Source organism: Taibaiella sp. KBW10, from assembly GCF_003852495.1.
Lineage (GTDB): Bacteria > Bacteroidota > Bacteroidia > Chitinophagales > Chitinophagaceae > Edaphocola.
Map to the genome: position 1 here is coordinate 712937 of NZ_QAJI01000001.1, position 25401 is coordinate 738337.

The window sequence follows — 25401 nt, forward strand, 5'->3', positions numbered from 1 at the left end:
CCCTTATAATTACCTATAAATAGAAAGGCGCTTGTTGTAACAAGCGCCTTTCTATTTATATGCAACGGATTCTTTTATTTAAACCTGGAATACACCGGCTTTCCATTCTTTAAGGATCGGTGCATTGTTCGCTGCTTTGATCCCTTCGGCAATTACCTTACGGGTGTCTAAAGGATCGATAATATCATCTACCCAAAGCCTTGCCGCCGCATAATACGGTGTGGTTTGGCTCAGATAACGATCGGTAATCGTTTTCAGCAATTCTTTTTCTTTCTCCGGGTCGATCTCTTCTCCTTTGTCTTTTAAAGAAGCCACCTGTATTTGCAATAAGGTTTTCGCAGCTTGTTCTCCGCCCATTACCGCAACCTTAGCATTAGGCCAGGCATAAATAAACCTTGGATCGTATGCTTTGCCACACATGGCATAATTACCTGCACCAAAAGAGTTTCCGATGATAATCGTAATCTTAGGCACTACCGAATTGGCTACGGCATTCACCATTTTAGCCCCATCTTTCGTAATTCCGGAATGCTCACTACGGGTACCCACCATAAAGCCGGTTACATCCTGTAAAAACACCAGGGGTATTTTCTTTTGATTACAATTTTGGATAAAACGGGCTGCCTTGTCGGCACTATCACCGTAGATCACCCCACCCAATTGCATTTCTTTCTTTCCACTCTTTACAATCGTACGCTGATTGGCCACAATCCCTACTGCCCAACCATCTACACGGCCATAACCACAAACAATCGTCTTACCATAATCTTCTTTAAACTGATCAAATTGAGAGTTATCTACAATGCGTTCGATAATCTCTACAACATTATAAGGCTTATTATTTTCAGCACTGACAAAGCCACAAATCTCTTTAGGGTCTTTGGTTGGTAATGCCGGTTTAACCCGGTCATAACCCGCATCTTCCGGTTTACCCAGCTTATCCATGATGCGTTTTACCTGATCCAGGCACTCCTGTTCTGTATCAAATTTATAATCGGCAATACCGCTGATCTCTGTATGCGTCGCAGCGCCACCCAAGGTTTCCTGGTCTGCATCTTCTCCGATAGCCGCTTTCACCAAATAAGGTCCTGCGAGGAAAATAGAAGCGTTACCCGATACCATAAGCGTCTCATCGCTCATAATCGGCAAATAAGCGCCACCGGCTACACAACTACCGGTAACGGCAGCAATCTGTGTAATGCCCATCGCACTCATCTGTGCATTATTGCGGAAGATACGGCCGAAATGCTCCTTATCGGGGAAGATCTCGTCCTGCATCGGCAGGTAAACGCCCGCGCTATCTACAATATAAATTACCGGCAACCTGTTTTCCATCGCAATTTCTTGCAGGCGCAGATTTTTCTTACCTGTAATCGGGAACCATGCTCCGGCTTTTACGGTATAGTCATTAGCAATGATCATACACTGACGGCCACTCACATATCCGATACCGGCTACGGTACCGCCTGCAGGGCAACCGCCATGTTCAGGATACATTTCATACCCGGCAAAGGCGCCTAATTCTAAAAAATCACTTCCGTCATCCGTCAGGTATTCAATGCGCTCCCGGGGAGACATCTTACCTTTTGCCCTTCCTTTTTCAAGGGCCTTTTTGCCACCACCCTCTTCTATTACAGCTTTGCGCTGTTTCATCTGGCTGGTAATTAAACGCATGCCATCTTCGTTTTTGTTGAATTCTAAATTCATATGATACTACTAAATACGCATAAAATGTTTCGGGCTGTAAGATAAGTGTTTTTTTATTTATTTAAATGCCGGGACACCTACAGCAGTTTAGGTTCAGATAAGCAAACCCGCAATATGCCGCATAAAATACCTCAAAAAGGCATTTTCCAAAACAAAACAAGCCATAGAATATACCTATAGATGGTACGCGCGCATAATCATTAAGGTTGGTACAATTTTCCTACCTTTGCTACAAATTGATAAAAAATTCGATATATGAATAATGCATATTTTTCTTTTCCGATGCCTCAAAACGAGCCGGTACGCGATTATGCGCCTAATAGTGCCGATGCACTAAACCTTCAGGCAGCGATTAAGGAGCTTAAAGGTAAAAAGCGTGATATCCCGATGTATATTGGTGGTAAAGAGATTCGCACAGATAAGAAAGTAGATATCTTCCCCCCACACGAAACGGCGCATCTATTGGGCCAGTTTAGTATGGGTGATGAAAGCCATATTAATAAAGCCATTGAGTCTGCTTTAAAAGCACGCGAACAATGGGCTGCTACCAGCTGGGAACACCGCGCCGCAATTTTCTTAAAAGCCGCAGATCTTCTGGCCCATAAATACCGTTTCAAAATGAATGCGGCCACGATGTTGGGGCAAAGTAAAAATGCCTACCAGGCAGAGATCGACAGTGCTTGTGAATTGATCGACTTCTTGCGTTTCAATGTGCATTTCTTAAGCCAGATCTATGCACAACAACCTATATCTGCACCCGGTATCAATAACCGTACAGAATACCGTCCTTTAGAAGGGTTTGTACTGGCTATTACACCATTCAACTTTACAGCAATCGGAGGAAATCTTCCTACTGCGCCCGCCATGTGTGGTAATGTAGTGGTATGGAAACCCGCCAATACACAGGTATATTCTGCCAGTATCTTTATGGAGATTCTGAAAGAAGCCGGTTTACCGGATGGTGTTATCAACCTGGTATATGCCAGCGGTCCGAGCATAGGTGATATCTGTTTCAAACACAGAGATTTTGCCGGCGTACACTTTACGGGTTCTACAGGCGTATTCAATACCATGTGGAAAACGATCGGAGAAAATGCCACCAACTATAAATCTTATCCGAGAATCGTTGGAGAAACCGGTGGTAAAGACTTTGTCTACGTACACCCTACTGCAGACCCTGATGCCGTTGCTGCCAACTTATTACGTGGTGCCTTTGAATATCAGGGACAGAAATGCTCTGCCGCTTCAAGGGCATACCTGCCTTCTAACCTTGCAGAGAAGATTAAAACAAAATTACTGGCCGAGATGAAAACCCTTAAAATGGGTGTGGTAGATGATTTCAGTAATTTCATTAACGCGGTGATCGATGAGAAATCATTTGATAAATTAGCCAGTTATATTGATAGCGCAAAAAAGAGCAAATCGGCTAAGATCCTTGCCGGTGGTACTTATGATAAAACAAACGGATACTTTATCGAGCCTACGGTTATCGAAGCCAGCAAACCCGATTACGTAACCATGTGTGAAGAATTGTTCGGGCCGGTATTGACCATTTACGTTTATGACAAAAAAGATTGGGATAAAATCATCGACACGGTAGACAGCACCTCTGGTTATGCCTTAACCGGTTCCATCTTTGCCCAGGACCGTAACATTATTGAGTACCTGGCCAAACGCCTGGTCAATGCAGCGGGTAATTTCTATATCAACGATAAACCAACGGGTGCAGTCGTGGGTCAGCAACCTTTTGGTGGTGCCCGCGCTTCCGGCACAAATGACAAAGCAGGTTCTGCTTTAAACTTGTATCGTTGGTTAAGTGCCCGTACCATTAAAGAAACCTTTGTACCGGTTACCAATTACCGTTACGCGTTCCACCAGGAAGGATAAACAAACAATTGATATTTTATACAAAAGCGGTTGCAAATTTGCAGCCGCTTTTTATGTGTATATACGCTCCATATTCCCAAAAAACGCCTTACCTTCGTATTGGCTTTAGGGGTATTCTGAACAGAATTGAGACAGTCCCTTCGAACCTGATTCGGTTGATACCGGCGTAGGGAAAAGCGATTAAAAACAGGATGTCTGCTCTTTCTGTGTTTTCTTTCCTTTTCCATGCTTCTTATCCCGTTTTAGCCAGCCTAAACCCTAACGAAGCAGTCCATGAATCCAAAGTACAGATACCCTATAGCATTGACCATCGCCGGATTTGACGGCAGCGGAGGCGCCGGCATTCAGGCCGATTGCAAGACTTTTTCTGCCTTGGGTTGTTATGCGACGTCCATACTTACGGCCTTGCCGGTACAGAATACCCAGGGGGTAAAAAATATCTATCCGATTCCTTGCGCTGCAGTAGAAGCGCAAATAGGAACGATACTTGATGATATTTTTCCGGATGCCATTAAGATTGGCATGGTACACACTGCAGCATTGGTCCAAACGATTGCGGCCGGTTTAACACAATACCCGCAAACACCTCTGATCCTTGATCCCGTAATGGTATCCAGCAGCGGACACCGGCTTATTGAAGACCGCACTATTGCGGCATTGATCGACCAACTATTTCCGATAGCCGAGCTGATCACACCCAATATGGACGAGGCCGCTGTATTGGCCGAAATGGAGATTAAAACACTGGATGATATGTTCCTTGCCGGAACCAAGATACAGCAGCTCGGCTGCCGCGCTGTTTTACTAAAAGGCGGCCATCTCGATTTACCCGAAATCACTTCACTGTATTTCGATACCACCGGACAGGTGCATGCCTTTCGCTTTGAAAAATACAATACCCAAAATACACATGGCACTGGTTGTACGCTGTCTGCTGCTATTGCCGCATATCGTGCGCGAGGCAAAAACCTGGCAGAAGCTATCAACCTCGGCCAAAACTATGTACAGCAGGCAATCGCAGCCGGAAGCGACGTCCGCACAGGCAAAGGGCATGGCCCTTTGAACCATTTCTTTCAGCCTGAGCCATTAATCAAATATAATTTACCTTAAAGCACACTTAGACAAATGATTACAGACCATATAGAAGCCGTTATTTTTGATATGGACGGAGTCCTTATCGACTCTGTCGATTTATGGCAAAAAGCAGAAGCCGAGATCTTTTCTGCGCTGGGCGTGCAACTTAGCGAAGAGGGCTGTGCACAGACATCTGCAATGACCACCGATGAAGTAACCCGTTTCTGGCATGCACGTTTTCCCTGGACCGGAAAGTCTCTGGAGGTGGTAGAAAATGAAGTGATCGATTATGTAGGCCATCTGATCCAGACAGAAGCGCAAGAAATCAAAGGCATACACCATTTACTGGCGCAGGTAAAACAGCGCGGCTACAAAATCGGTTTGGCAACCAATGCCCCTTACCGCTTGATCCCCATCGTCCTAAATAAACTCAACATCAGCGCTTACTTCGATATGGTTTCCTCTGCCGAACAGGAAGTAAAAGGCAAACCTGATCCTGCTATCTATCTGAATGCGGCCAAAATGTTGCATGTTGCACCTGCCAATTGCCTGGTATTTGAAGATTCTTATTACGGCACACTGGCCGCCAAAAATGCGGGCATGAAAGTAGTGGCTTTGGTTCCGGAGACTGCAGCCGACCACAAGGTGCTTGCCTTGGCAGACAAGGTTATTCATGGCTTTGAATCTTTTAGTTTTTAAATACGGCACAGGGTAGCTCCCAAATATGCGCAAAAGAGAAATACAATAAATTGATAAACAATTTCTATCTTTAGTTTGATCTTTGTCGAATCGTATAAATTATTTTCTGTGGCCAAACTAGACGTATTTCACCGGTACCTGCATATTGTCAATTTATTATTAAAAAAACCAGCTTCCTTAGAAGAAATCAACGATTATTTATCCTTGAAGTCAGAACAGGATGGATTGAACTATGCTATTTCCAACCGTACCTTTCTCAGAGATAAAGAAGCCATTTTTTCTTTATTCAAACTGGATGTGCAATACAATAGTAAGGAAAACCGCTATTACATCAGCGAAGAGGATAATCCAGAAGATGTACACCAGCGCTTATTGGAGGCCTTCAGTACCTTTAATGCCTTACAGTTTACCCAGGATATTCCCAATAAAGTACAGTTTGAAAAACGCCGGCCCCAGGGCCTGGAATTTTTCCGCAGTATCCTGCAAGCCATCTCCCAACAAAAAGAGCTGGCCTTTGACTATAAAAAATTCTATGAAGACAAGCCGCAGAGAAGAAATGTGCAGCCGCTTTTATTAAAAGAATATAAACATCGCTGGTATTTACTGGCTTTAGACATCGTGGAGCATGACATCCGTACTTTCGGGCTCGATCGTATGGATAACCTGATTATCTCCTCTAAAAAATATAAGAAAGACAAAAGCTTATTGCCCGAAAACTATTTCAATCATGTATTCGGTATCATGAAGCCTAATGATGAAGCGGTAGAAGAAACCATTCTTTCTTTTAATGCAATCTCGGGCAATTATGTGAAGACTATGCCTTTTCACCATTCACAAAAAATACTGATCGATAATGAAGCCGAACTGCGGGTTTCGCTGAAGGTACACCTTACCCAGGATTTTATTCTGGAACTGCTGTCGCACGGACCCTACGTGAAAGTATTGCAACCGGAAGCACTGGTGTACCGGGTAAAGGAAGCCCTACAACAGGCCTTATCCCAATATTAAAGCCCGTTTTGCCACCCCTGATGGAAATTTAACAAGACCTGTCGGGCGAATCGCACGCAAAACCGGTAATAAAGTGTACATTTGCAAAAATTTAATTTATCACAGATGGAAAATCTGCGACACATAGCTATAGATGTGCTGGAACAAACCCTGACTGATTGGGGAGAGCCGAAGTTCAGGATCAAACAGATCAAAGAATGGATTTGGCAAAAAAACATAGGTTCTATCGAAGAAATGACCAACATTTCCAAGGAGCTTAGAAATAAACTGCATGAATTATTTTTCATTCCTAAAGTTAGTATAGATCATAGTCAATTCAGCGAAGACGGTACGGTAAAAAGCCGCTTCCGCCTGCATGACAACCGTTTTGTAGAAGGGGTAATGATTCCCACCGAAAAACGGATGACCGCTTGTGTTTCATCACAGGTAGGCTGTAGCCTGAGTTGCAAATTCTGCGCTACGGGTTATATGAAGCGGATGCGTAACCTTGAATGGGACGAAATCGTGGATGAAGTCACTTTACTGAATGAACAGTCTCAAAAACATTTTCAAAAAAACTTAAGCAATATCGTGTTTATGGGTATGGGAGAACCCCTGCTCAACTATAAAAACATGATGAAAGCAATCGAACGGATTACTTCTCCTGAAGGATTGGGCATGAGTCCGCGGCGCATCACGGTATCTACAGCTGGTGTCGCGAAAATGATCCGTCAGTTAGGTGATGATGAAGTGCGCTTCAAGCTCGCCCTGAGTTTGCATGCCGCTAATGATACCAAGCGAAATGAGATCATGCCGATCAACGAATCGAACGACCTTAAAACGCTGATAGAAGCTTTGAATTATTTCTATCAGAAAACCAAAAGTGAAATTACTTTAGAATATATCCTGTTTGCCGATTTTAATGACAGTCTGGCCGATGCGGCAGAACTGGTAAAGGTATTCCGGCAAATTCCGGCCGACCTGGTGAATATTATCGAATATAATCCTATAGAAATGGCCGATTTCAAAAAGCCGAACGAAGCGGTAACCGATCAGTTCATGGCTTATTTGGCTAAACATAAAGTAAATGCCCGACTCAGACGCAGCCGTGGTAAAGATATTGATGCAGCATGCGGACAACTGGCCAATGTAGACCAAGCCGCCCAATAATTATATAAATGATCAGCGCGTAGCAAATACGCAATCTATTTTTTCTCCGTATATGAATAAGAAGTTTTCGCATAAAAACATTGACCGCGGCTCTTTAGATGATGAATTTCAAAAAGAAAGATCCGCAGCACAACAAAAATTTTCAGAAAAAGATCGTCAGGATTTTTGGAAAAATTTTGATGCAGGTGCCGAGAATAGTAACCGGAATCCGGCTAATGCCGCCCGTAAACTAGCCACTAATAACAAGGACGTTAATAATCGTCCGGCACATCAACCCACTAAATTTGGGGAAAAGAAATTTGACAAAAGTGCCGATAAACGGGACAATAAATCTTTTGACAAAGACCGCAAACCTTTTGAGAAAAAGCGTTTCAACGATAAAGACGGCGCCCGCAAACCTTTTGAAGACCGAGGCGACAGACCGGAAAGAAAACCATTTGACAGAGACAGAAAACCTTATGAAGGCAATCGCTCTGAAGACAGCCGGGATAGAAAACCATTTGACAGAGATAGAAAACCTTATGCCGGCAATCGTTCTGAAGACAGCCGCGACAGAAAGCCATTTGATAGGGACAGAAAGCCTTATGAAGGCAATCGCTCTGAAGACAGCCGCGACAGAAAACCCTTTGACAGGGACAGAAAACCTTATGCAGGTAATCGTTCTGATGACCGTGGTGAGCGCAAACCTTTCGATAGAGACAGAAAACCTTATGAAGGCAAACGTTTTGAAGACCGAGGCGACCGCCCGGAAAGAAAGCCTTTTGACGGAGACAGAAAGCCTTACGAAGGCAGACGTTCTGAAGATCGTGGCGACAGACCGGAAAGAAAACCATTTGACAGAGACAGAAAGCCTTACGAAAGTAAACGCTTTGAAGATAGAGGAGACAGACCGGAACGTAAATCGTACGGAGATAGAAAACCTTCCGAAGGGAAGCGTTTTGAAGACAGAGGAGACAGATCAGAAAGAAAACCTTACGACGGAGACCGAAAATCTTATGAAGGCAGACGCCCGGAAGAAAGAGGAGAGCGATCTGAAAGAAAACCGTTTGACAGAGATAAGAAACCTTACGAAGGCAGACGTTCTGAAGATAGAGGGGACAGACCGGAAAGAAAACCGTTTGACAGTGATAGAAAGCCTCATGGCGGCAAACGTTTTGAAGACCGTGGAGACAGACCGGAACGCAAATCGTACGGAGATAGAAAACCTTCTGAAGGGAAGCGTTATGAAGATCGCGGAGAAAGATCAGGATTCAAAAAAGATTTCGACAAGACCAAAAGTTTTGAAAAAAAAACTTTCGACAACGATCTTAAAATAGAAGGTGCAGGCAAAGAGAAGAAAGACCGCCAGCATCCGGACAAATTCATGCAACATTTCGACTACGAAAACCCGGTAGAAATGGCTTATGACACTTCTGGTAATAAAGGGGTGAAAGCAGAGCAGCAAACAAAGAGTGATATCAATGAAATGCCTTTGAACAAATATATTGCACATTGTGGCGTATGTAGCCGCAGAGATGCTGTATTATTGATCAAAGAGAAAAAAGTAACGGTTAACAATAAAGTGATTGAGGAACCGGGCTTTAAAATATCTGAAGGTGATATCGTACAACTGGAAGGGAAAGAACTTAAGGTACAAAAGAATTTATTGTACCTGCTGTTGAATAAACCTAAAGGATTTATTACGACTACCGATGATCCTAAAGGCCGCAGAACGGTAATGGACATCTTTGGTGATAATATTGATGAGCGTGTATTCCCTATCGGAAGACTGGATCGTAATACCACTGGTTTATTACTCTTAACTAATGATGGCGACCTGGCACAACAATTGTCGCATCCTAAGTATGAAAACCGCAAAATCTATCAGGTTACACTGGATAAAAACGTAAGTAAACCTGATTTTGAAAAAATATTGGGTGGTCTGGAACTGGAAGATGGCAAGACTCAGGTAGACCAATTGGCCTATCTGGAAAACAAGAATGAGATCGGTATAGAAATCCACAGCGGAAAAAACCGTATTGTGCGCCGTATCTTTGAATCTTTGGGCTATGTAGTTGAAAAACTGGATCGTGTGATGTATGCCGGTTTAACCAAAAAGAATCTCAAAAGAGGTCAATGGCGTTTCCTGACCAAACAGGAACTGATCAACCTCAAACATATGAAACGATAATCCTGTTTCTATAACAATAGCCGATGCGGTCAATATTTTATCAAAATGTTGACCGCATTTTGCTTACATTTATCTGATATAAAGCATTTTATTTTGGCAAAGCCTTTCTCCAAAACCCTCGATCTGATCCGGCTCTTTCAAAAGCTACGCCCTTTTATTGAGCCATACCGGTTAATGATTATAGGTACCCTGCTGCTGACTTTCGTCGGTGCTTTGGCCGCACAGGTGAATGCACTACTGCTGAAATATACGGTAGATGAAGTTGCTGCACTCACCAAGCTTCCGAAACCGATGCACCAGGGGGTGCAATTACTGATCTTGATTTCTGCCATCCTGATCGGGAAAGAGTTATTGAATATCTTTATACAATTTGGGCAGAAGTTTTTCGGAGAGAAAATCAGGATCAATATCAGCAGTGAACTGTCGCAAAAGGTAATTGATCGTTTGCTCTCTTACAAAATGGCTTTTTTTGCCGAAGATGATTACCAATCGGGTAAACTGCAGACCCGGATCGATCAGGGCGTAAGCAGCCTTACCAAGCTGATCCAAAACTTCTTTATCGACATTCTCCCTTTATTTACCAATGCGATCATCGCCCTGATTATTATGTTCAGCGCCAACTTTTATGTAGGCCTGCTCACGATGCTGGTGGTGCCTTTATACTTTTATGTCAGTGCCAAACAAGCCAAGAAACTATCGGGGGTACGCCGGAAATTACGTGCTCAGAGGGAACATAAAAACAATGGCCTGCTCAACCTGATTCAGTCAATCAGCGTGATCAAGAGCTTTGTACGCGAGCGCTACGAAGGCAAAAAGCAATATGATATCCAGATGGAATTGATGGATAGCCAGCTGGAAACGCGCAGAACCAATTTTTTGTATGATGGCATCAAAACCTTTATCGAACAGATCGGGATTGTACTTATCATTATCCTCACGGTTTACCTGGTTTTATCGCAGCAAATAACGATTGGGGCTATTATGCTGCACATTATGCTGTTCAGCAATGTATCGGCACCCATACGCCAATTGCACCGCATCTATGATGAGATGAATGATGCGTTTATTTATGCAGAAGGGTATTTTGATATTTTGGAAAACGATGAAGCCATAGAGCAATCGGGCAGCCTGCCGATGAACAGTAAGCATATTACCTTTTCCCTGCAAGGGGTGAATTTCACTTACCCCAATGGCTTTCAGGCCTTGCATGACATCAACCTCGTTTTAGAAAAAAATAAGACAATTGCACTAGTAGGGCTGAGTGGTGCGGGCAAAAGCACGCTGATCAATTTGCTTTGTAAATTTTACAGCCCCGATTCCGGTGCGATCTTACTCAATGGTACCAATCTGAACAAATATGAGAATACGACGCTTAGAGAGCATATCGGTTTGGTCTTGCAAAAGAACCATATCTTTAAAGGAACCATAGAAGAAAACATCCGGTATGGAAAACTGGAGGCGACTACAGAAGAAATCATCCTGGCGGCACAAAAGGCCTATTTGCATGAACAAATCATGGAACTCCCCTTGCAATACCAGGCGGATGCACAACTATTGAGTGGCGGGCAACAACAACGCATCGCTATAGCCCGTTTATTCTTAAAAGATCCCCCTATACTATTTCTGGATGAACCTACGGCCAGCCTGGATGCGATCGCAACGGAGCAAATCAAAAAAAGCCTGGATGCCATCAAGCAGGACCGTACGGTTGTGATCATTTCGCATTCTTTATCACAGATTATTGATGCCGACATGATCGTAGCCATGGAGCATGGCCGCATTGCCGAAACCGGGACGCATGCTACCTTGTACCAACAACAGGGTGTGTACCGTAAAATATTTGATGCCGCCGCACGCAGCCTTAACCTGGATAAAATGGCGGAGACCCTTTTGTAGCAGAAAAGCGCACCGTTACCGGTACGCTTCCTGTTTTCATGATAGATAGAGCGGGGATGTATGAAAATCGCTAAAGATTATACTTGAGGTACATGCCGAACATGCCAGCCTGTTTTGGATTCTTATTATCAAATATAAAGTTGGAATAAATATCCAGCCCGAGGTTCAATTTGGCCGCCACCGGGAAGTTCATGTACATGCGGAACATATTGGGTATTTGCTGAAAATTACCGGTGTAATTTTTGCTATACGTCCCTTGGAAAAACCCGAAACCCATTGCATATTTATTACAAATACCCCTGCTGGTGCTCATATCAACCGAGCCGAATTCCAAATTATAGCTCAGGTAAATATTGGATTGGTTCAGCGGATAGCGGTAATTCATGATCATACCCATCTTTACCATGGCAAAGAAAGAATTACGTGAATACCTATTCAACAATAGCCCATAACCAAGATCTAAAGCCATTCCAAATCGATCATTGAAATAGGTAAGTCCAAAATCGATTTCTTGCATAAAGCGCATGTCCCTGCTGCTGGCCCGAAGTGTCTGCTGCCGGCGGGGGTCATTAAGATAGGCCGTGAAAAATGAGGGCGCTTTTGCGATACTATCCCGCAGCGGGCCATCATTGAAAGCGGCAACATCATTGACGATAAACGTATAAAGCACCATTCGGTTTAAGGTATCATTATTGTCGGATAAGCTTAAGGCCTGCTTGTACTTCCCATAGGATTTGAGGATAAATACAGAATCCTGCACCGTTTTGAGCGGGTGATAGGCATTATCTTTATAGACCAGCTCTTTATGCCCGGGCTGTACTTCTTCAAAAGCGATCTTGACATAGCTTTCATCTTCTGGTAGTTCTATATATACTTTCTTTTGGGTGAGGGCATCTTTAAAGCCCGATTGCAGGTGTTTGAGCTGCTGACCGGCCAGGTCTGTCAGGTGCCGCATTTCGGCATCGCCCTGCCAGTCTTCTTTATAAGCCATTTGCACCAGTGCTTTTCCCTTACCGGGCAATTCTTTACTCAGGGTAATTCTTCTTTGTACGGTGTCCAGCTGAAAACGGGTTTGGGTTTGTTGTGCATGCAGGCAGGTACCGGACAGGGCCAAGAGTAGCCCGGTCAATAGTTTTTTCATGTTCATGGCTATTTATTTAAGATTTGGTTTATAAATACGATAGGGGGTACGCAGGTGTATTCTTCAAGGTTACTTTTCATATAGCGGATTACCTTACGGGAGGCCATGGATTTGCGCGGTGCTACGGTCAGTACCGCAGGACTTTCTTTTTCCAGGTCGCTCAGGTAGACAACTGCCGGCTGGGCAGCGAGGGCATTTTCTTTTACTATCTGGGAAGATTCCGGCATTGACGGAACCTTGAGCGGGTCGGTTTTTTCTACTGCAATATCCTTCCTATCGGGCAAGCGTTGCGTATCCCCTACCCTTGATGCGTCTTGGTGAGTTACAGACACCGGCTCTTGTTTAGCGGGGTATTCCGTATTACTTTCCTTAGCCACATCTGCCACCGGCGTGGGTGTATCCGTTTTAGCATCTGCAGGTTTAGCCGCTTGCACCAGCGGCGGCTGTACGGCTATTTCTGGTTGCTGAAATTTTATCAGCAGGGCCATCCCAACACAGATGATCAGTGCAGCCGCAAGCTTAAATATTTGCGGAAACCATTGCTTTTTCTGTAGGGGCTTTTGGGTAGTACTGATCCGATCCCAGACCGCATCTCTAGAGAGCATATTGGCCACTTCCGGATCCGATTCCAGCGCTTCCAGCTTTGCTTTTAACCGCTCCTCAAAGATATCTTTCATAAACACTCAGTATTTTTTGTAATTGTAATTTGGCCTTCATCAACTGGGTCTTAGAAGTAGCTACGGATACCAGTAAGGCTTCGCCAATTTCAGCATGACTATAACCCTCCATGACATACATATTGAAGACCGTACGATAGCCTGTAGGCAATTGCTGTACCGCTTTCAGGATATCCTTTGCAGACAGTTGCCCTAGGGCATCAAGGTTTACATCGGCCAGTTGCTCATGTTGCTCCCCCATCTCTTCAAAGGAAAAGCGTTGCTTCCGTAAGAACATCAGCGATTGATTGACCGTGATCTTCTTAAGATAGGCTTTCATACTGCCTGCACCCTGATATTGAAACGAAGTACTTAATGCTTTAAAGAAACGGATAAAACTATCTGCCACTACTTCTTCCGCATCCGGCACACTGGCAATATAACGCAGGCATACCGCCGCCGCCATAGGATAGTATTCGGCGTACAGCCATTGCTGCGCCGCGGGTTTCCCCTGTTTACTCTCCTGATATATGGTGTACTCTTCTGTTGCGTATGGATGCTGCATGTATGTCTCTTACAAAGGCCTTTACACTATAAATGCGGTTTTCGTCAAAATAGTTGCCCGGGCTGCAAATTATTTTTAAAATTTCATTATCAAAACAATTGTTATCTTTGTAAAAGTTCTTTGAGCCCAAAAGGCTTGTAGCACCAGTATCGGGGTCGACTGGTTTTGACAGCACAAGACGGGGAAAGCGTAAGCATGTCGTGCGTTGTATTATTAGCACGTTAATCTGAAGATTCAACATTTTATTTGGCAATACTCAGTATGCCATGGCTGCCTAATCAGTGATTAGTTAGTCATTAGGGCCGCTTGAGCAGGTGATTTCGCTACCAAGCTCCGCCGCCGACTCAACAAAAAATGCGAAATGCTGTAGTGCCAGGCTGTGCACACTGCAAAAGACTATCCAGCTAAGCTTATAATCGGTTTGTTCATTTCCTGTTATTTGCCGACAATTAAAACTGAACTAAACATGTAGAAAACTTTTTCAATCGGTGTTTGGACGCGGGTTCGAATCCCGCCGATTCCACAAAAAAGACAGTACGTTAATCGTACTGTCTTTTTTTATGCCCAGACGATATTGATTAAATAAAAATGCCTGTAAATACACTATTTGCAGGCATTTTTATTTATCGCTACCCAACAAAAAATTCAGAAATCCACAGAAATAAAAAGCGTTAATCGTGGCAACCAGTTTTTTTAAAAAAATAGTTGCCACGATTAAACGTTGAAATCCTTGCTAGGCAACTAGTTAAGCAGGTTTACATCTTGTAAAAAAGCAGTATCCATCCGAACTTTGTTAAACCATAAAATTATTATTTATGTTAGAAAAAAGCTTTGGATTGCTTTTCTTTTAAAGAAAACCAAATTCAGTAAAGCTACTGAGAGGTTGGCCTATATAGATGTATTCGAATTAACACCTGAACAATCCTTTATTGGCATAGAGGAACAATTATGGATTTCCTACAGAAATTAGAAAACGCTAGTTTATGACTGTATGGATTTAGGGGTACTTACAGAACCAGTATAACATGAATACCAAAAAGAGTCCGCCTCAAATGAGGCGGACTCTTTTACACACTAAAACTAAAAGATATATTTCAGAAGGTTAGGTTACAAAAGGCTTATTGTTTTACAAATCGCTGACGGAAAATTACTTTATCATCTTCGCCGGTAACGACTATATAATAAACGCCATTCGCTAAAGCAGTTACGTTCATACGAACTTTGCTTTCGTTCATTTTGACAGCTTTTGAACTTAATTCCTGACCCAAAAGATTGTAGATACGCGCCTGGTTGTTTTCATGAACGCCTTCTACGATTAACTCATGGGAAACCGGATTCGGGTAAATAAGGAATTTATTGTTACCATTTTGCATTACTGCAGCCACAGGGCTGTATTCAAATTTACCATCAAAGTCAAACTGTTTTAAACGGTAGATGTTTTTACCATTCATCGGTTGATTGTCGGCAAAGCCATAATCCAGTCTGGTATTGCTGTTGCCATTTACGGCTTTGCTGTTTACGAAACCGATCTTAGTCCAATAACTGCCTTCTGCGCTTCTTTCGACATCGAACCCTTTACTATTTTGCTCCATAGCAGTAGCCCAGTTTAACACAACGCTACCGCCTTCCATGTTTGCCGTAAACAGTAAGAATTTAGTCGGCAAAGGTGTAGTCGTTACAATACGATAAGGCGCAGTAGGACTGCTCACACCTGCTTTATCTACAATAGCATAATCAAAGCCAATCGCATTTCCTGAAGTACCGGTACCGCCCTGGCCATAAATAACCAGTTTCGTCGCATCAAAGTTCGGGATGCTTACCGGACCGGAACTTACATCAATCGCGACAACGCCTGTTGATCCACCATAGTTATAATACAGTTTTGTATTCGCATTGATAGCATTGATCGTAAATGTAGTTCCCGTAAGACTGCGGCAGGCAGAGGTACTCGAACAATCTTCCGGATCGGTACCGGACAGTGAACCTCCGGAACCGTTATAGCCAGTAAGGCTCGCAGAAGATGCAGGAATAGATTTATAACCTGCTACTGCCGGGAAGCCCGAAACAGGGGTAGAACTGAATGCCGTTTGTGCGATATTAAAGGTTTTTGTATCTGCAACCGGAGGTCTCTCAATACCGAAGACCAGACCACTTCTACCCGTACTCAGTTTTGCTAAAGATAAAGAACCGTTAGGACTGCCATCGCCACCGGCAAGGCCCGTACTATTTTCTCCGGTTGTTACCCAACCTGAAGGCGGGTTCGTATTAACCGGTGTCGTATTGGTATTCGTACCTACAGGATAGACTACGGTAGACAATTTCAGGTCATAAGCATTATCACCCAAAACAGAAATAGAGAAGGTGCCGTCTGCAGCTACCGGAAAGGCTGCATCTATAAGACCCGTCAGTGGATTTACGGCATAGATATATAATGTACCACCTGCATTAGTTCCACTTTCGCCGGAACTAAGCAGCTTATCCCCATTCGCATCATTAACTACCGTTCCACAATAATTTTGTTTTACGGTATCTGTTTTAGAGGCCGCACAGGCGGGGCTGGAGGCATAACGCACCTGCACCGAATAAGTTCCTCCGGCTATAATATCAATAGAGGGAGCAGTTTGCCAAGCAGATGTAAATAAAGAACCTACAGCCCTGTATTCCAGGCCTGTTCCCACCGGGGAGGTAACGTTGATATTGCCGGAAGCACCGGAGCAAGGCATCGGGGTTACCGTGGTCACCGGGTTAGCCGGCGATACGCTGCTTACATTGAAGCTTACGGTATCTACATTCGTACAACCACCATACTGGCTGGTGATTCTCCAGCTATAGGCATAAGTACCCGGTACATTGATATTGCTTACGGTTGTATTTGCAGCAGCAGTATTACCGATCGTAGCCGTGCTGCCCGATGGTACGGAAACAACAGACCATAAGCCCGTACCGGTACCGGCACTATTACCCAACAGGGTCAGGGAATTGGCACAAGTCAGGGACTGATCAGAACCGGCATTAGGATTGATCGGGTTCTCTACATGCACTACAAAGGTATCTACCAGCGAACTACCCGAACAGGCATATTCCTGTTCCAGGAAGTTGCCCACACTCGTTCCGGATGATCCGTTACGCGCAGCAACACTAAAAACATAATCACCGGCCATGGTCAGGTTAGAAATAGTAGTGCTGGTACTGGTAATGCTGCGCAAATTACTCACAGTATAGGTTGGTGTACCCGAACCTACAGGTTTGGAAACTACTGTAAAGTCATACCGGCCATTAAAATCCTGGAAATAACTGCTATTGACCACACCTTTATACACAGCAGGCAGGTTTATATCTGCCGATATAGCGCCGGTACCCGGGTAACATACACTCACATCGGCTATACTTACATCAGGGCGGGATTGGTCGGACACATGGATGTAATAGATCTGTGGAGTGCCACAAGCACCACTGGCATTTGTTGTATTTACAGAAAACCTGTAGGTACCTATGCGCCAGCCACCGCTGGGTGGGGTTACTGTTGCTACCCTATCATAAGTACCCGCACCACTTACCACAACAGTAGGTACACCTCCGGGTGGGATGATACCGCTTGGCGTAACCGTAGTAATAACTGTAGGCGGATCCAGGGGATCAACACTAAAATAAAAACTCTCCGGCGTACTTGTACCCGCCAGGTTACAGTGCACCTCACCACCGGTTCCACTTGCGAAATAAAGCGTCATTTGCTCGGGTGCCGTATGGCCGGTAGGCTGGAAGTTAACCTGGTGCACCGAAACACCTGTATTGGTATAAGTAATTGTAGGCGTCGTATAGCTACCACATCCCGCAGTATTTACCGTAAGTGTAAACTGGTAGATGCCGGGCACATTTACGCCATTCAGGAATACGAAGCTATTATCTATATTTCCATAAGACAGTGCTCCTCCCGCAGGCTGGCTGATCGGAGTAAGGCTTATGGTCGTACCATTGGCTGTAGAACCCGCATAAGCGCTATTAAAATTAGAAAAGAGAGGCGCAGGGTTTAAATTGATATAATCCCTCCCGGACAAATCGGTACAGCGGCTTGCATTTTGCGGGTTGATCTGTGGATTGGGTATAAAACGAACAATAGCCGTATCCGTATAAGAACAGACTCCATCCAGAGAAGTTATGGTTAGAATCGTATAATAAGAAGGGTCTATGTTATGATTTGATGTATTGACCAAAGAGAATGTTGGCGTAGCCACTGTTGTACTGCTCAACTGGGAATTGGTACTTGCAATAACGCCATTCCTAAGGAGCTCATAAATACTCACAGACCTCCAGGAGCCATTAAAACCCGCTGGGATTACGCCCCCTAATGGTGTGCTACCCGTTGTAGCACATATATTGGTAATATCGGGTCCTGCGGTAAAGCCGGCGGGGCGCGGATGCGCCGTAATGGTTACATTACTCACCGCGGTACCCGTACCACAGTTGCGGGTCAAACGGAAGACGTAATTACCATCTGTGGTCATGCCGGTAATATTGGTCGTAAGGCTGTTGGGAGATACAATCGTCGGGGTTGTGGGTCCCGATATAAAGGTCCATAATGGGGAGTTCAGGGTACCCAGATTACCACTGACCGTACCTACAAGTGTGGTCGTGCTACCGCAGACCGTGGCATTACCACCGGCATTGGCCGTACAGTCCTGTGCATACGTTGTATTTGCTCCTGCAAGCGCAAAGAACAGGAAGGCAAAAAGTCTGGCCAGGGTCGTTTTGCCCCGGGACATCCTTCCTCCAAGAAAACGATTCATGGGTCGTTCGCCCTTTGTGTAATGGTGTTTCATAATTTAATTTTAAACGTGGTTATTGGATACAGATACACTATCAATGTTATAAGTTAGCGCCCGTTAAACGCTTTCCCGGTGCATGTCGATTAATTTACCATTCACAGCACCTAAGTTGTTATTTTAGTGTTAATAACATATAACAAAAACATATTCAATTATTCTGCAATAATCAGATTTTTAATGATACCCGCAGAAAAGTACTGTAGAAGTACTGTATGATTACGTTACAACCTCAATAGGTCCGGGATACCATGTTTTAAATGCACATCCCCGGTAAAATTGATCCGGGTAAAGCAAAAAAGGGCCATACACCTGATGCAGGTATATGGCCCTTTATGGTTATGTGAACATAGCTTGTCTATTATTCTTTCACAATCTTCTGAGAAGTCATAATACCATCGTTTCCGAATACGCTGATCACATAGATACCGGCCGGGTAAGCAGCCATATTCAATGTGTGTTGAGATACGTTATCGGTAACTGCAGTGAATACAATCTGACCCAGGGTATTGCTTAACACTATTTTCTGTCTTCCGTTCAATCCGCTGATATTTAATAGTCCGCGAACCGGGTTAGGCGCAATACTGATCTCGGCCTGCTGACGCAGGGTAAAGTCCAGCATCCTTACCGGGCTATACGCATAGCTACCGTTAAAGTCAACCTGTTTCAGACGATAGTAGTTCTTAGCAGCAACAGGGCTGTAATCTGTATAATTGTACGTAAGCGCAACAGTACTATTACCATTTGTTGCCTGGGAAGCTACGAAACCGACTTCTTTCCAATCTTGTCCGTCCGTGCTTCTCTGTACATAATAGCCTTTGTTGTTTTGCTCACTCACTACTTTCCAGTTCAATACTGCATTTTCTTTCTCTTTAGTTACGGTGAACTGGTACAGGGAAACCGGTAATACGGTATTAACGATCTCTGTAGAAGAAAGATAAAGGAAGCTGGAGAAAGAGTTGATGTTATGGAACTCTACATAAGCCACACCATTCTCTACACCGGTTGCATCCGGGGTGATCTGGATCGCTCTTCCTGCGTCAAACACGCCATCGTTGTAGATGTCATTCATTACAGAATCCGCATCTCCTTTGAATTTAAACCAGGCATTTGTTTGCGCACCAGGAACGGTTGTTGCTGCTTTTTCCGCTTCGCTGTAATAGATCCTTACTTTACCGGTTGACAATGGCGTTACATTGTTATTGATTACCGTAGAGATACGGGCCATCACTTTAGTGATTCTTGATCCGTCGTCGTAACTAACACCTTCCGGAGTGATGGTTACATTGAAATTATTCATTTCCGTTGTGGTAAAGCCAGACATACCCAGCATTTTCTGTGTCGCATTACCGGTTTGGTAATAATGACTCCATACACCTACACCACAGTTATTGGTATACTGAACCGTACTTTCTGTTACCGGCGGCAGGTAGATAATACCATTGTTTAACGGTGTCATCTTCGCGTACGTAAAGTAGCTCGCACCATTCGGGAAGGCAGCCATTACATCATAATCTGTACCATTTACCGTAAGTGGCATCACCGTCAGGTTTGTCGTAAATCCGGTATCACTGGCAAAGATGATCGCATAGCTGGCACAGGCATCACCGGTCGGGATTGTCGTGGTTCCTACAGAAGCTACCGGGAAGCGGATCAGCATACTGTCGCTTACGTTGGTATTCTGCACTTTCCATACACGGTTCATACGACGGGCATTATTGGTGCCTCCGGCATAGTTGAACACTCTGAATGTACTAGCAGTATTCGTCATGGCCTGTGTATTACCATTATCACCCCATAAGAGGAACTTGCCATCGGCCAAAGAAGCATCATTACTCACATTTGTCGTATCGATTTTACCCAAGCCCATAATCACCTGTCCGTTCGTATTGGTATGCTGGCTACGGCTTTGTTTTTGCTCCAGGGCAGAAATATAATCCGTACCCACACCGGCTACGTTATTGTAGAATGCGGCATTAGCTGCTGCAGTCCAAACGACAACATTCTGAGAAGTGGTATAGTTCTGGCTATTGTGTAAGGTTACCCCGTATTTAACCGCCAGGTAGCTGTTCACTTTATTCCTTTCGGCAGCAGTGATGGTATCATTTCCATATACAACCAACTCTCCTATATGTCCTACAAATCCACCGTCGTCTCCACTACTGCCAGATCCGGCATTGCTACCAAAAATGTGTCCGCCGGTTACCAATCCAACCAGAGCATTCGTGTAATTCTGCGGAATAGGTGCACCATTCAGGCTCTTATTAAAAGCAATATCGCTGAAATTATAGTACATAATGCTGGAAACATTCGATGCAAAAGCAGGGTTTGCACCCGCAAAGAAGTTGCCCGCTCCTGTGTTGGTACGTCTGGTCACTGTTCCACCACCCCAAAGGCCCGGCTGATCCCAGTTCGTACCATCAAATGTCGTGTTATTCATACCAATGTTAAAATACACACCATTCGTCATTCCTTCTTTAGTCACAGAGAAAATACCGTAGTTTAAGGAGTTCAGGGTTTGAACGGTTATATTACCGATCTTCTGTGTACTCGCCGTAAAGTTTATACCCGGATTATAGTTGAAATAATCAGAAGCACCATTTTTAAGCTTAGGTAAGGCAGCTGTACTGATTTGTTCCGAATTTACTCCTGAAGTGAAATCAGTCCACATGATTACATCAGTACCCTCACCAGCTGACTCTACCAGTTTATCGGCGCGGTACCAGTGGCTCAGGCCATGTGTTACACCACCCGGAGCCCGAACGAATGCCGCAAAAGTAAAGTACTGGCCGTTTGCAAGGGTAATATCCGCATAAGCATAGTCAACTCCGTTAATATTCTCGGTACCGCTCATATCTGTGTACATATCTGAAGCATCGATAACCGCATCGCCACTTTGTACAACTTTCAGATTGGCCAGACCTTTAGGCCATGCAATTCTTATCACACCTACCGATCCGGTATTCTGTGCTTTCCAGATCGCAGCAAAGCGTGTATTCACTCCAGTTACACCTGTAAGGTTAACACCAGGTCCTTTAGCCAGGTTATTATCACCCCAGGTAAGGAATTGCTGATCATTCAGGGAGCTGGTATTGGCTGCGTTACTATTGGCCAGTCCGGTTGTACTGATCAATACGTGCTTGCCAGGATTGATACTCCAGGATTGCTTCTGATACAAAGATCCATTATCATCTCTGGCGATACCGGCGATATTATTGTTATACCCGGTATTGATTGTTGTATCCCAGAATACAGTTGTTGCATTACTGGCAATGTAATTGTGCTTCAATGTAAGACCATATTTGATCCCTACATAAGTACGTACTCTTTGCTTTTCTGCTTCGGTCAAATCTCTCTGGTAAGCGATTACCTCTCCGATCAGACCATTGCGCTCTTCTGGCTGAGCACCTAAGATACTTCCGTTGGCATGGTCGGCATTTCCGGCAGCAAAAGTCTGATTTACCGTACCGAGCTGTCCGTTTTTACCATATTTAATACCCGCAGTACCTACTGTAAAGGAAATATCATCCAGATACATCCTGTTTAGGACAGTTGCGGCAAAAGTAGGTGCAGTGGTATAAGGATACATGATTACATTGTCACCCAGCTTGGTTACCGTTGGCGCATTTGCGTTGGTCAGGTTGGCTGTAGTGGTTGTACCACCAAAGCCAATGATGTCGCTGTAACCGGAAGCCTGCTTGCTTGTAGATGCAGTAAATACAGTACTATTAGTCCCATTGGCCGTGTACGGCTTGCCTACAGGCACCACCATAAAGCGGGCATCAGCACCGCTGGTACCGAAGTCTGCTGCAGGGTTGAAATTATACAAAGTAGAGGCCAGGAACGGTTGACGTGAAGCATTCGTTTGCGTATAGTTATTGTTACTACCGGAAAGATCAGTCCAGTTATCCGGGGCAAAACCCGCATCAGATCGTAACCATACCCTCAGGTCCAGGCTTACACCACCAGGTCCGTTGAGCTGAGTTGCAAAAGTAAAGTAGTTTCCGTTGGATAAGGTTACATCTGCATAATTGTATGCAATTCCATTGACTGTAGTTGTATTTGCAACCATGCTGGCAAATGAGCCTACTGTAGCGAAAGTCGCATCAGTACCTTGCAGTAAAGTAATATTTGTAAGACCTGTAGGCCAGGTCACACGCACATTTCCTACGCTGCCTGTATTCTGCACTTTCCAAACGGCTGCAAAACGGTAATTCACACCCGGTACTCCGGATACTGCGACCGCCGGGGCTTTAGCCAGGCCATTGTCACCCCATAACAGGAATTGACCATCATTTAATCCCGAACCGTTTGCGGCATTGGTATTCGCCAGGCCGGGCGTACCAATCAGCACTTGCTGGCCTGTCACATTACTACGGGATTGTTTCTGGTGTAAAGCACTGTTATCATCTTTAGCAATACCGGCAATGCTATTGTTATAGCCTGCATTTACAGTCGTATCCCAGATCACGGCAGATGTACTGCTCAGGTAACGGGAAGTGCGGGTACCGGCATCATTTTTCAAAGTGATACCATACTTAAGGGCCAGGTATGAGTTAATTCTCAGCTTTTCATCTCCAGCAGAGTTCTGGTGATCTGTGCTATAGGCAAATACCTCCGACATACCACCCTGAAACAGCTCGTTACCATTGCCGGTAAGGTTATATCCTTCAGAACCGATTGCAAAGTTTAAGGCAGAGTTAACACTACCAACATTAGCGGAAGTTGTACTAAGAATCTGTCCGTCAACATTAAGATACATACCATTGGCACTTCCTCTCCAAAGCATGCTACCAATATGAGCAGGCTTTGTCGTTAAGCCTGATGCAGCAGACACAACACTACCATTATCTCTATAGAGATAATAGTTATCTCCTAATCTGTTCAGGTTCGGATCATCATCGCCCCAGCCATATGGCGTTCTCCAGCCACCTGCAGAAGAGTTGTTCATTACTCCATACACAGAACCAGCGCTTGTTGTTGTTGGGAAATACAGGTCGTTTATACGGAAGAAGAAGTCATTCGTACCATCAAAATAATAGAAAGGATTGAAGTTGAAGCTATAATCCTTGCTATTGGCTGTATAACTTGCATTGGTCACCAACGCAGGCTGATAAGTCGCATTATTATTTTGTGTTACATCCCTTCCATTACCGGAAACGTCTTTCCAGATATTTTTCTGGCCTGCAGCCGCGGTACCATCATCGGCTTTATGCCACATCAGGATACCAGTGGTTACACCACCTGGTCCGGCAAGCTTGGACGCAAACGTAAAATACTGACCATTGGCCAGGGTTACATCTGCATAATTATAGGTTATGCCATTAACCGTAGCCACATTAGACGCCATACCGGTAATGGTATTGCCTGTAGCAAACGTAGCATCCGTACTTTGCACCAGGCTCAGGTTGTTTAAACCTTGTTGTGGCCAGGCTACGCGTACGACACCTACAGAACCGGTGTTCTGCACCTGCCATACCGCAGCAAAACGATGGCTTAAACCAGAAGCGGTAAAGTTCACCGTGGGGTATTTAGCCAGGCCGTTATCGCCCCATACCAGGTATTGACCATTGGTCAGACCGGTAGCATTGGCGGCATTGGTATTGGCCAGGCCAGTGGTACTGATCAGTACCTGGTTACCTGCATTGGTGCTCCAGGATTGCTTTTGGTGTAAAGCACCATTATCATCACGGGCAATACCGGCGATATTCGTTTTATAACTGGCATGGGCCGTAGCAGTCCAAACTGTAGCTCCTGTAGCATTTTTATAATCTTTAGTACCGGTAGCATAAGTAGTACCGTATTTAATGGCCATATAGGTTTCCAGCTGGTCCAGCTGGGCTGTACTCAGCCGGTCTTCATAGACCATGATCTCGTTTAGCTGACCGCTGAAAGAACCGTAGTCATCATCGGCACCGATACGCAGGTTACGGGCACCGGTACTTTGGTTCACATTATTCAGCTGGGAAGCTACATAATCTACCCTGCCTCCGTTTAAGGAAACCGTAGCCGCTGCATAGTTGGTATTAGTACCGGCGCCATTTTGCCAACCCGTTCCCGCACTGAAGAACGTCTGCGCCGCAAAAGTTGCAGAGGTAAGGCCCTGGTAACCCGGACCACCGGTAAAGAACAGTAATTGATTTGTGTTTGCCCAGAGATGCAGGCCGGGATAATCCATGGAAGAATGGAAGCCCATGAAACCGCTTCTCTTTAATACGTTTACATAACCTGCGGCATACATGGTACCGTTAACCCGGTCAATAACATTTACTCCTGTACCGGCATTAAACTGCAGCCAGTCATTGCTACCGTCAAAGGTAACGGTAGGGTTAAAGTTTGCCAATGTTGTATTGGAGAATATAGGGCGGCTGCCGGCACTGGCCTGTATCAGGTTAAAGCCGGTGCCCTGGTATTCGTTCCATTGCTGTACGGCCGTGTTATTGGCAGCATTGGTTGATCCGGCATCCGAAAACAGACTGGCTGTTGCATCGGATCGGTACCAGGCCGTGACCGGCACGCCACCGGGGCTTTGCGCAAATACCGGACCACTGAGCAACAAATTAATTGCCAGTGCCCTCAAAAGTAGATTTTGCTTCATAAAATGGGTTGAATTGATTAGCGAATTATTG

13 protein-coding genes, 1 other RNA gene and 1 riboswitch are annotated in these 25401 nt (G+C 44.6%); of the genes, 8 read left to right on the top strand and 6 right to left on the bottom strand.

What is annotated here, in order from left to right; all coding sequences use genetic code 11:
• Positions 1-78: 78 nt before the first annotated feature.
• Positions 79-1707, bottom strand: coding sequence for an acyl-CoA carboxylase subunit beta (locus DBR32_RS03185; protein WP_124634823.1), 1629 nt, complete (start codon positions 1705-1707; stop codon positions 79-81).
• A gap of 255 nt (positions 1708-1962) precedes the next feature.
• On the opposite strand from DBR32_RS03185, the gene pruA reads away from it, so the two are divergent.
• The 7 genes from pruA (at position 1963) to DBR32_RS03220 (ending at position 11590) form a co-directional block, all read left to right on the top strand.
• On the top strand, positions 1963-3594 hold the full coding sequence (gene pruA, locus DBR32_RS03190; protein WP_124634824.1) for an L-glutamate gamma-semialdehyde dehydrogenase: 1632 nt from the start codon (positions 1963-1965) through the stop codon (positions 3592-3594).
• 97 nt (positions 3595-3691) lie between these two features.
• Positions 3692-3784: riboswitch (TPP riboswitch) on the top strand.
• A gap of 83 nt (positions 3785-3867) precedes the next feature.
• Positions 3868-4704, top strand: coding sequence for a bifunctional hydroxymethylpyrimidine kinase/phosphomethylpyrimidine kinase (thiD, locus tag DBR32_RS03195; RefSeq protein ID WP_124634825.1), 837 nt, complete (start codon positions 3868-3870; stop codon positions 4702-4704).
• Positions 4705-4719: 15 nt separating this feature from the next.
• Positions 4720-5367, top strand: a complete 648-nt coding sequence (gene hxpB, locus DBR32_RS03200) for a hexitol phosphatase HxpB (RefSeq protein ID WP_124634826.1) — start codon at positions 4720-4722, stop codon at positions 5365-5367.
• A 108-nt stretch (positions 5368-5475) separates the two neighbouring features.
• Positions 5476-6375 carry a YafY family protein gene (locus tag DBR32_RS03205; protein WP_158605890.1) on the top strand — a complete coding sequence of 300 codons (900 nt, stop codon included), beginning with the start codon at positions 5476-5478 and terminating at the stop codon, positions 6373-6375.
• A gap of 105 nt (positions 6376-6480) precedes the next feature.
• Positions 6481-7524, top strand: a complete 1044-nt coding sequence (gene rlmN, locus DBR32_RS03210) for a 23S rRNA (adenine(2503)-C(2))-methyltransferase RlmN (protein WP_124634828.1) — start codon at positions 6481-6483, stop codon at positions 7522-7524.
• A gap of 52 nt (positions 7525-7576) precedes the next feature.
• Complete coding sequence (locus tag DBR32_RS15675) at positions 7577-9694, top strand: pseudouridine synthase (protein WP_124634829.1); 2118 nt, start codon at positions 7577-7579, stop codon at positions 9692-9694.
• Positions 9695-9787: 93 nt separating this feature from the next.
• Entirely contained in the window at positions 9788-11590 is a 1803-nt protein-coding gene (locus DBR32_RS03220; protein ID WP_199724308.1) for an ABC transporter ATP-binding protein, read from the top strand.
• Between the two features lie 70 nt (positions 11591-11660).
• On the opposite strand, the gene DBR32_RS03225 is transcribed toward DBR32_RS03220, so the two are convergent.
• The 3 genes from DBR32_RS03225 to DBR32_RS03235 are packed head-to-tail and all read right to left on the bottom strand — an operon-like array spanning position 11661 to position 13952.
• Positions 11661-12731: a hypothetical protein gene (locus tag DBR32_RS03225; RefSeq protein ID WP_124634830.1), complete on the bottom strand. Its 1071-nt coding sequence runs from the start codon at positions 12729-12731 to the stop codon at positions 11661-11663.
• Between the two features lie 8 nt (positions 12732-12739).
• The gene (locus DBR32_RS03230; protein WP_124634831.1) at positions 12740-13408 is read right to left on the bottom strand and encodes a hypothetical protein; all 669 of its coding nucleotides are present in this window, start codon (positions 13406-13408) and stop codon (positions 12740-12742) included.
• Entirely contained in the window at positions 13392-13952 is a 561-nt protein-coding gene (locus DBR32_RS03235) for an RNA polymerase sigma factor (protein WP_124634832.1), read from the bottom strand. Before DBR32_RS03235 ends, DBR32_RS03230 begins: the two co-directional genes overlap by 17 nt.
• Before the next feature lie 151 nt (positions 13953-14103).
• Between DBR32_RS03235 and ssrA the strand changes: the two genes are divergently transcribed.
• Positions 14104-14478: a transfer-messenger RNA gene (gene ssrA / locus DBR32_RS03240) on the top strand.
• Positions 14479-15070: 592 nt separating this feature from the next.
• Here ssrA and DBR32_RS03245 read toward each other — a convergent pair.
• Together DBR32_RS03245 and DBR32_RS03250 are read right to left on the bottom strand one after the other, a co-directional pair.
• Positions 15071-18769, bottom strand: a complete 3699-nt coding sequence (locus tag DBR32_RS03245) for a T9SS type A sorting domain-containing protein (protein ID WP_124634833.1) — start codon at positions 18767-18769, stop codon at positions 15071-15073.
• Between the two features lie 364 nt (positions 18770-19133).
• Positions 19134-25370, bottom strand: a complete 6237-nt coding sequence (locus tag DBR32_RS03250; protein ID WP_124634834.1) for a T9SS type A sorting domain-containing protein — start codon at positions 25368-25370, stop codon at positions 19134-19136.
• Positions 25371-25401 lie beyond the last annotated feature (31 nt).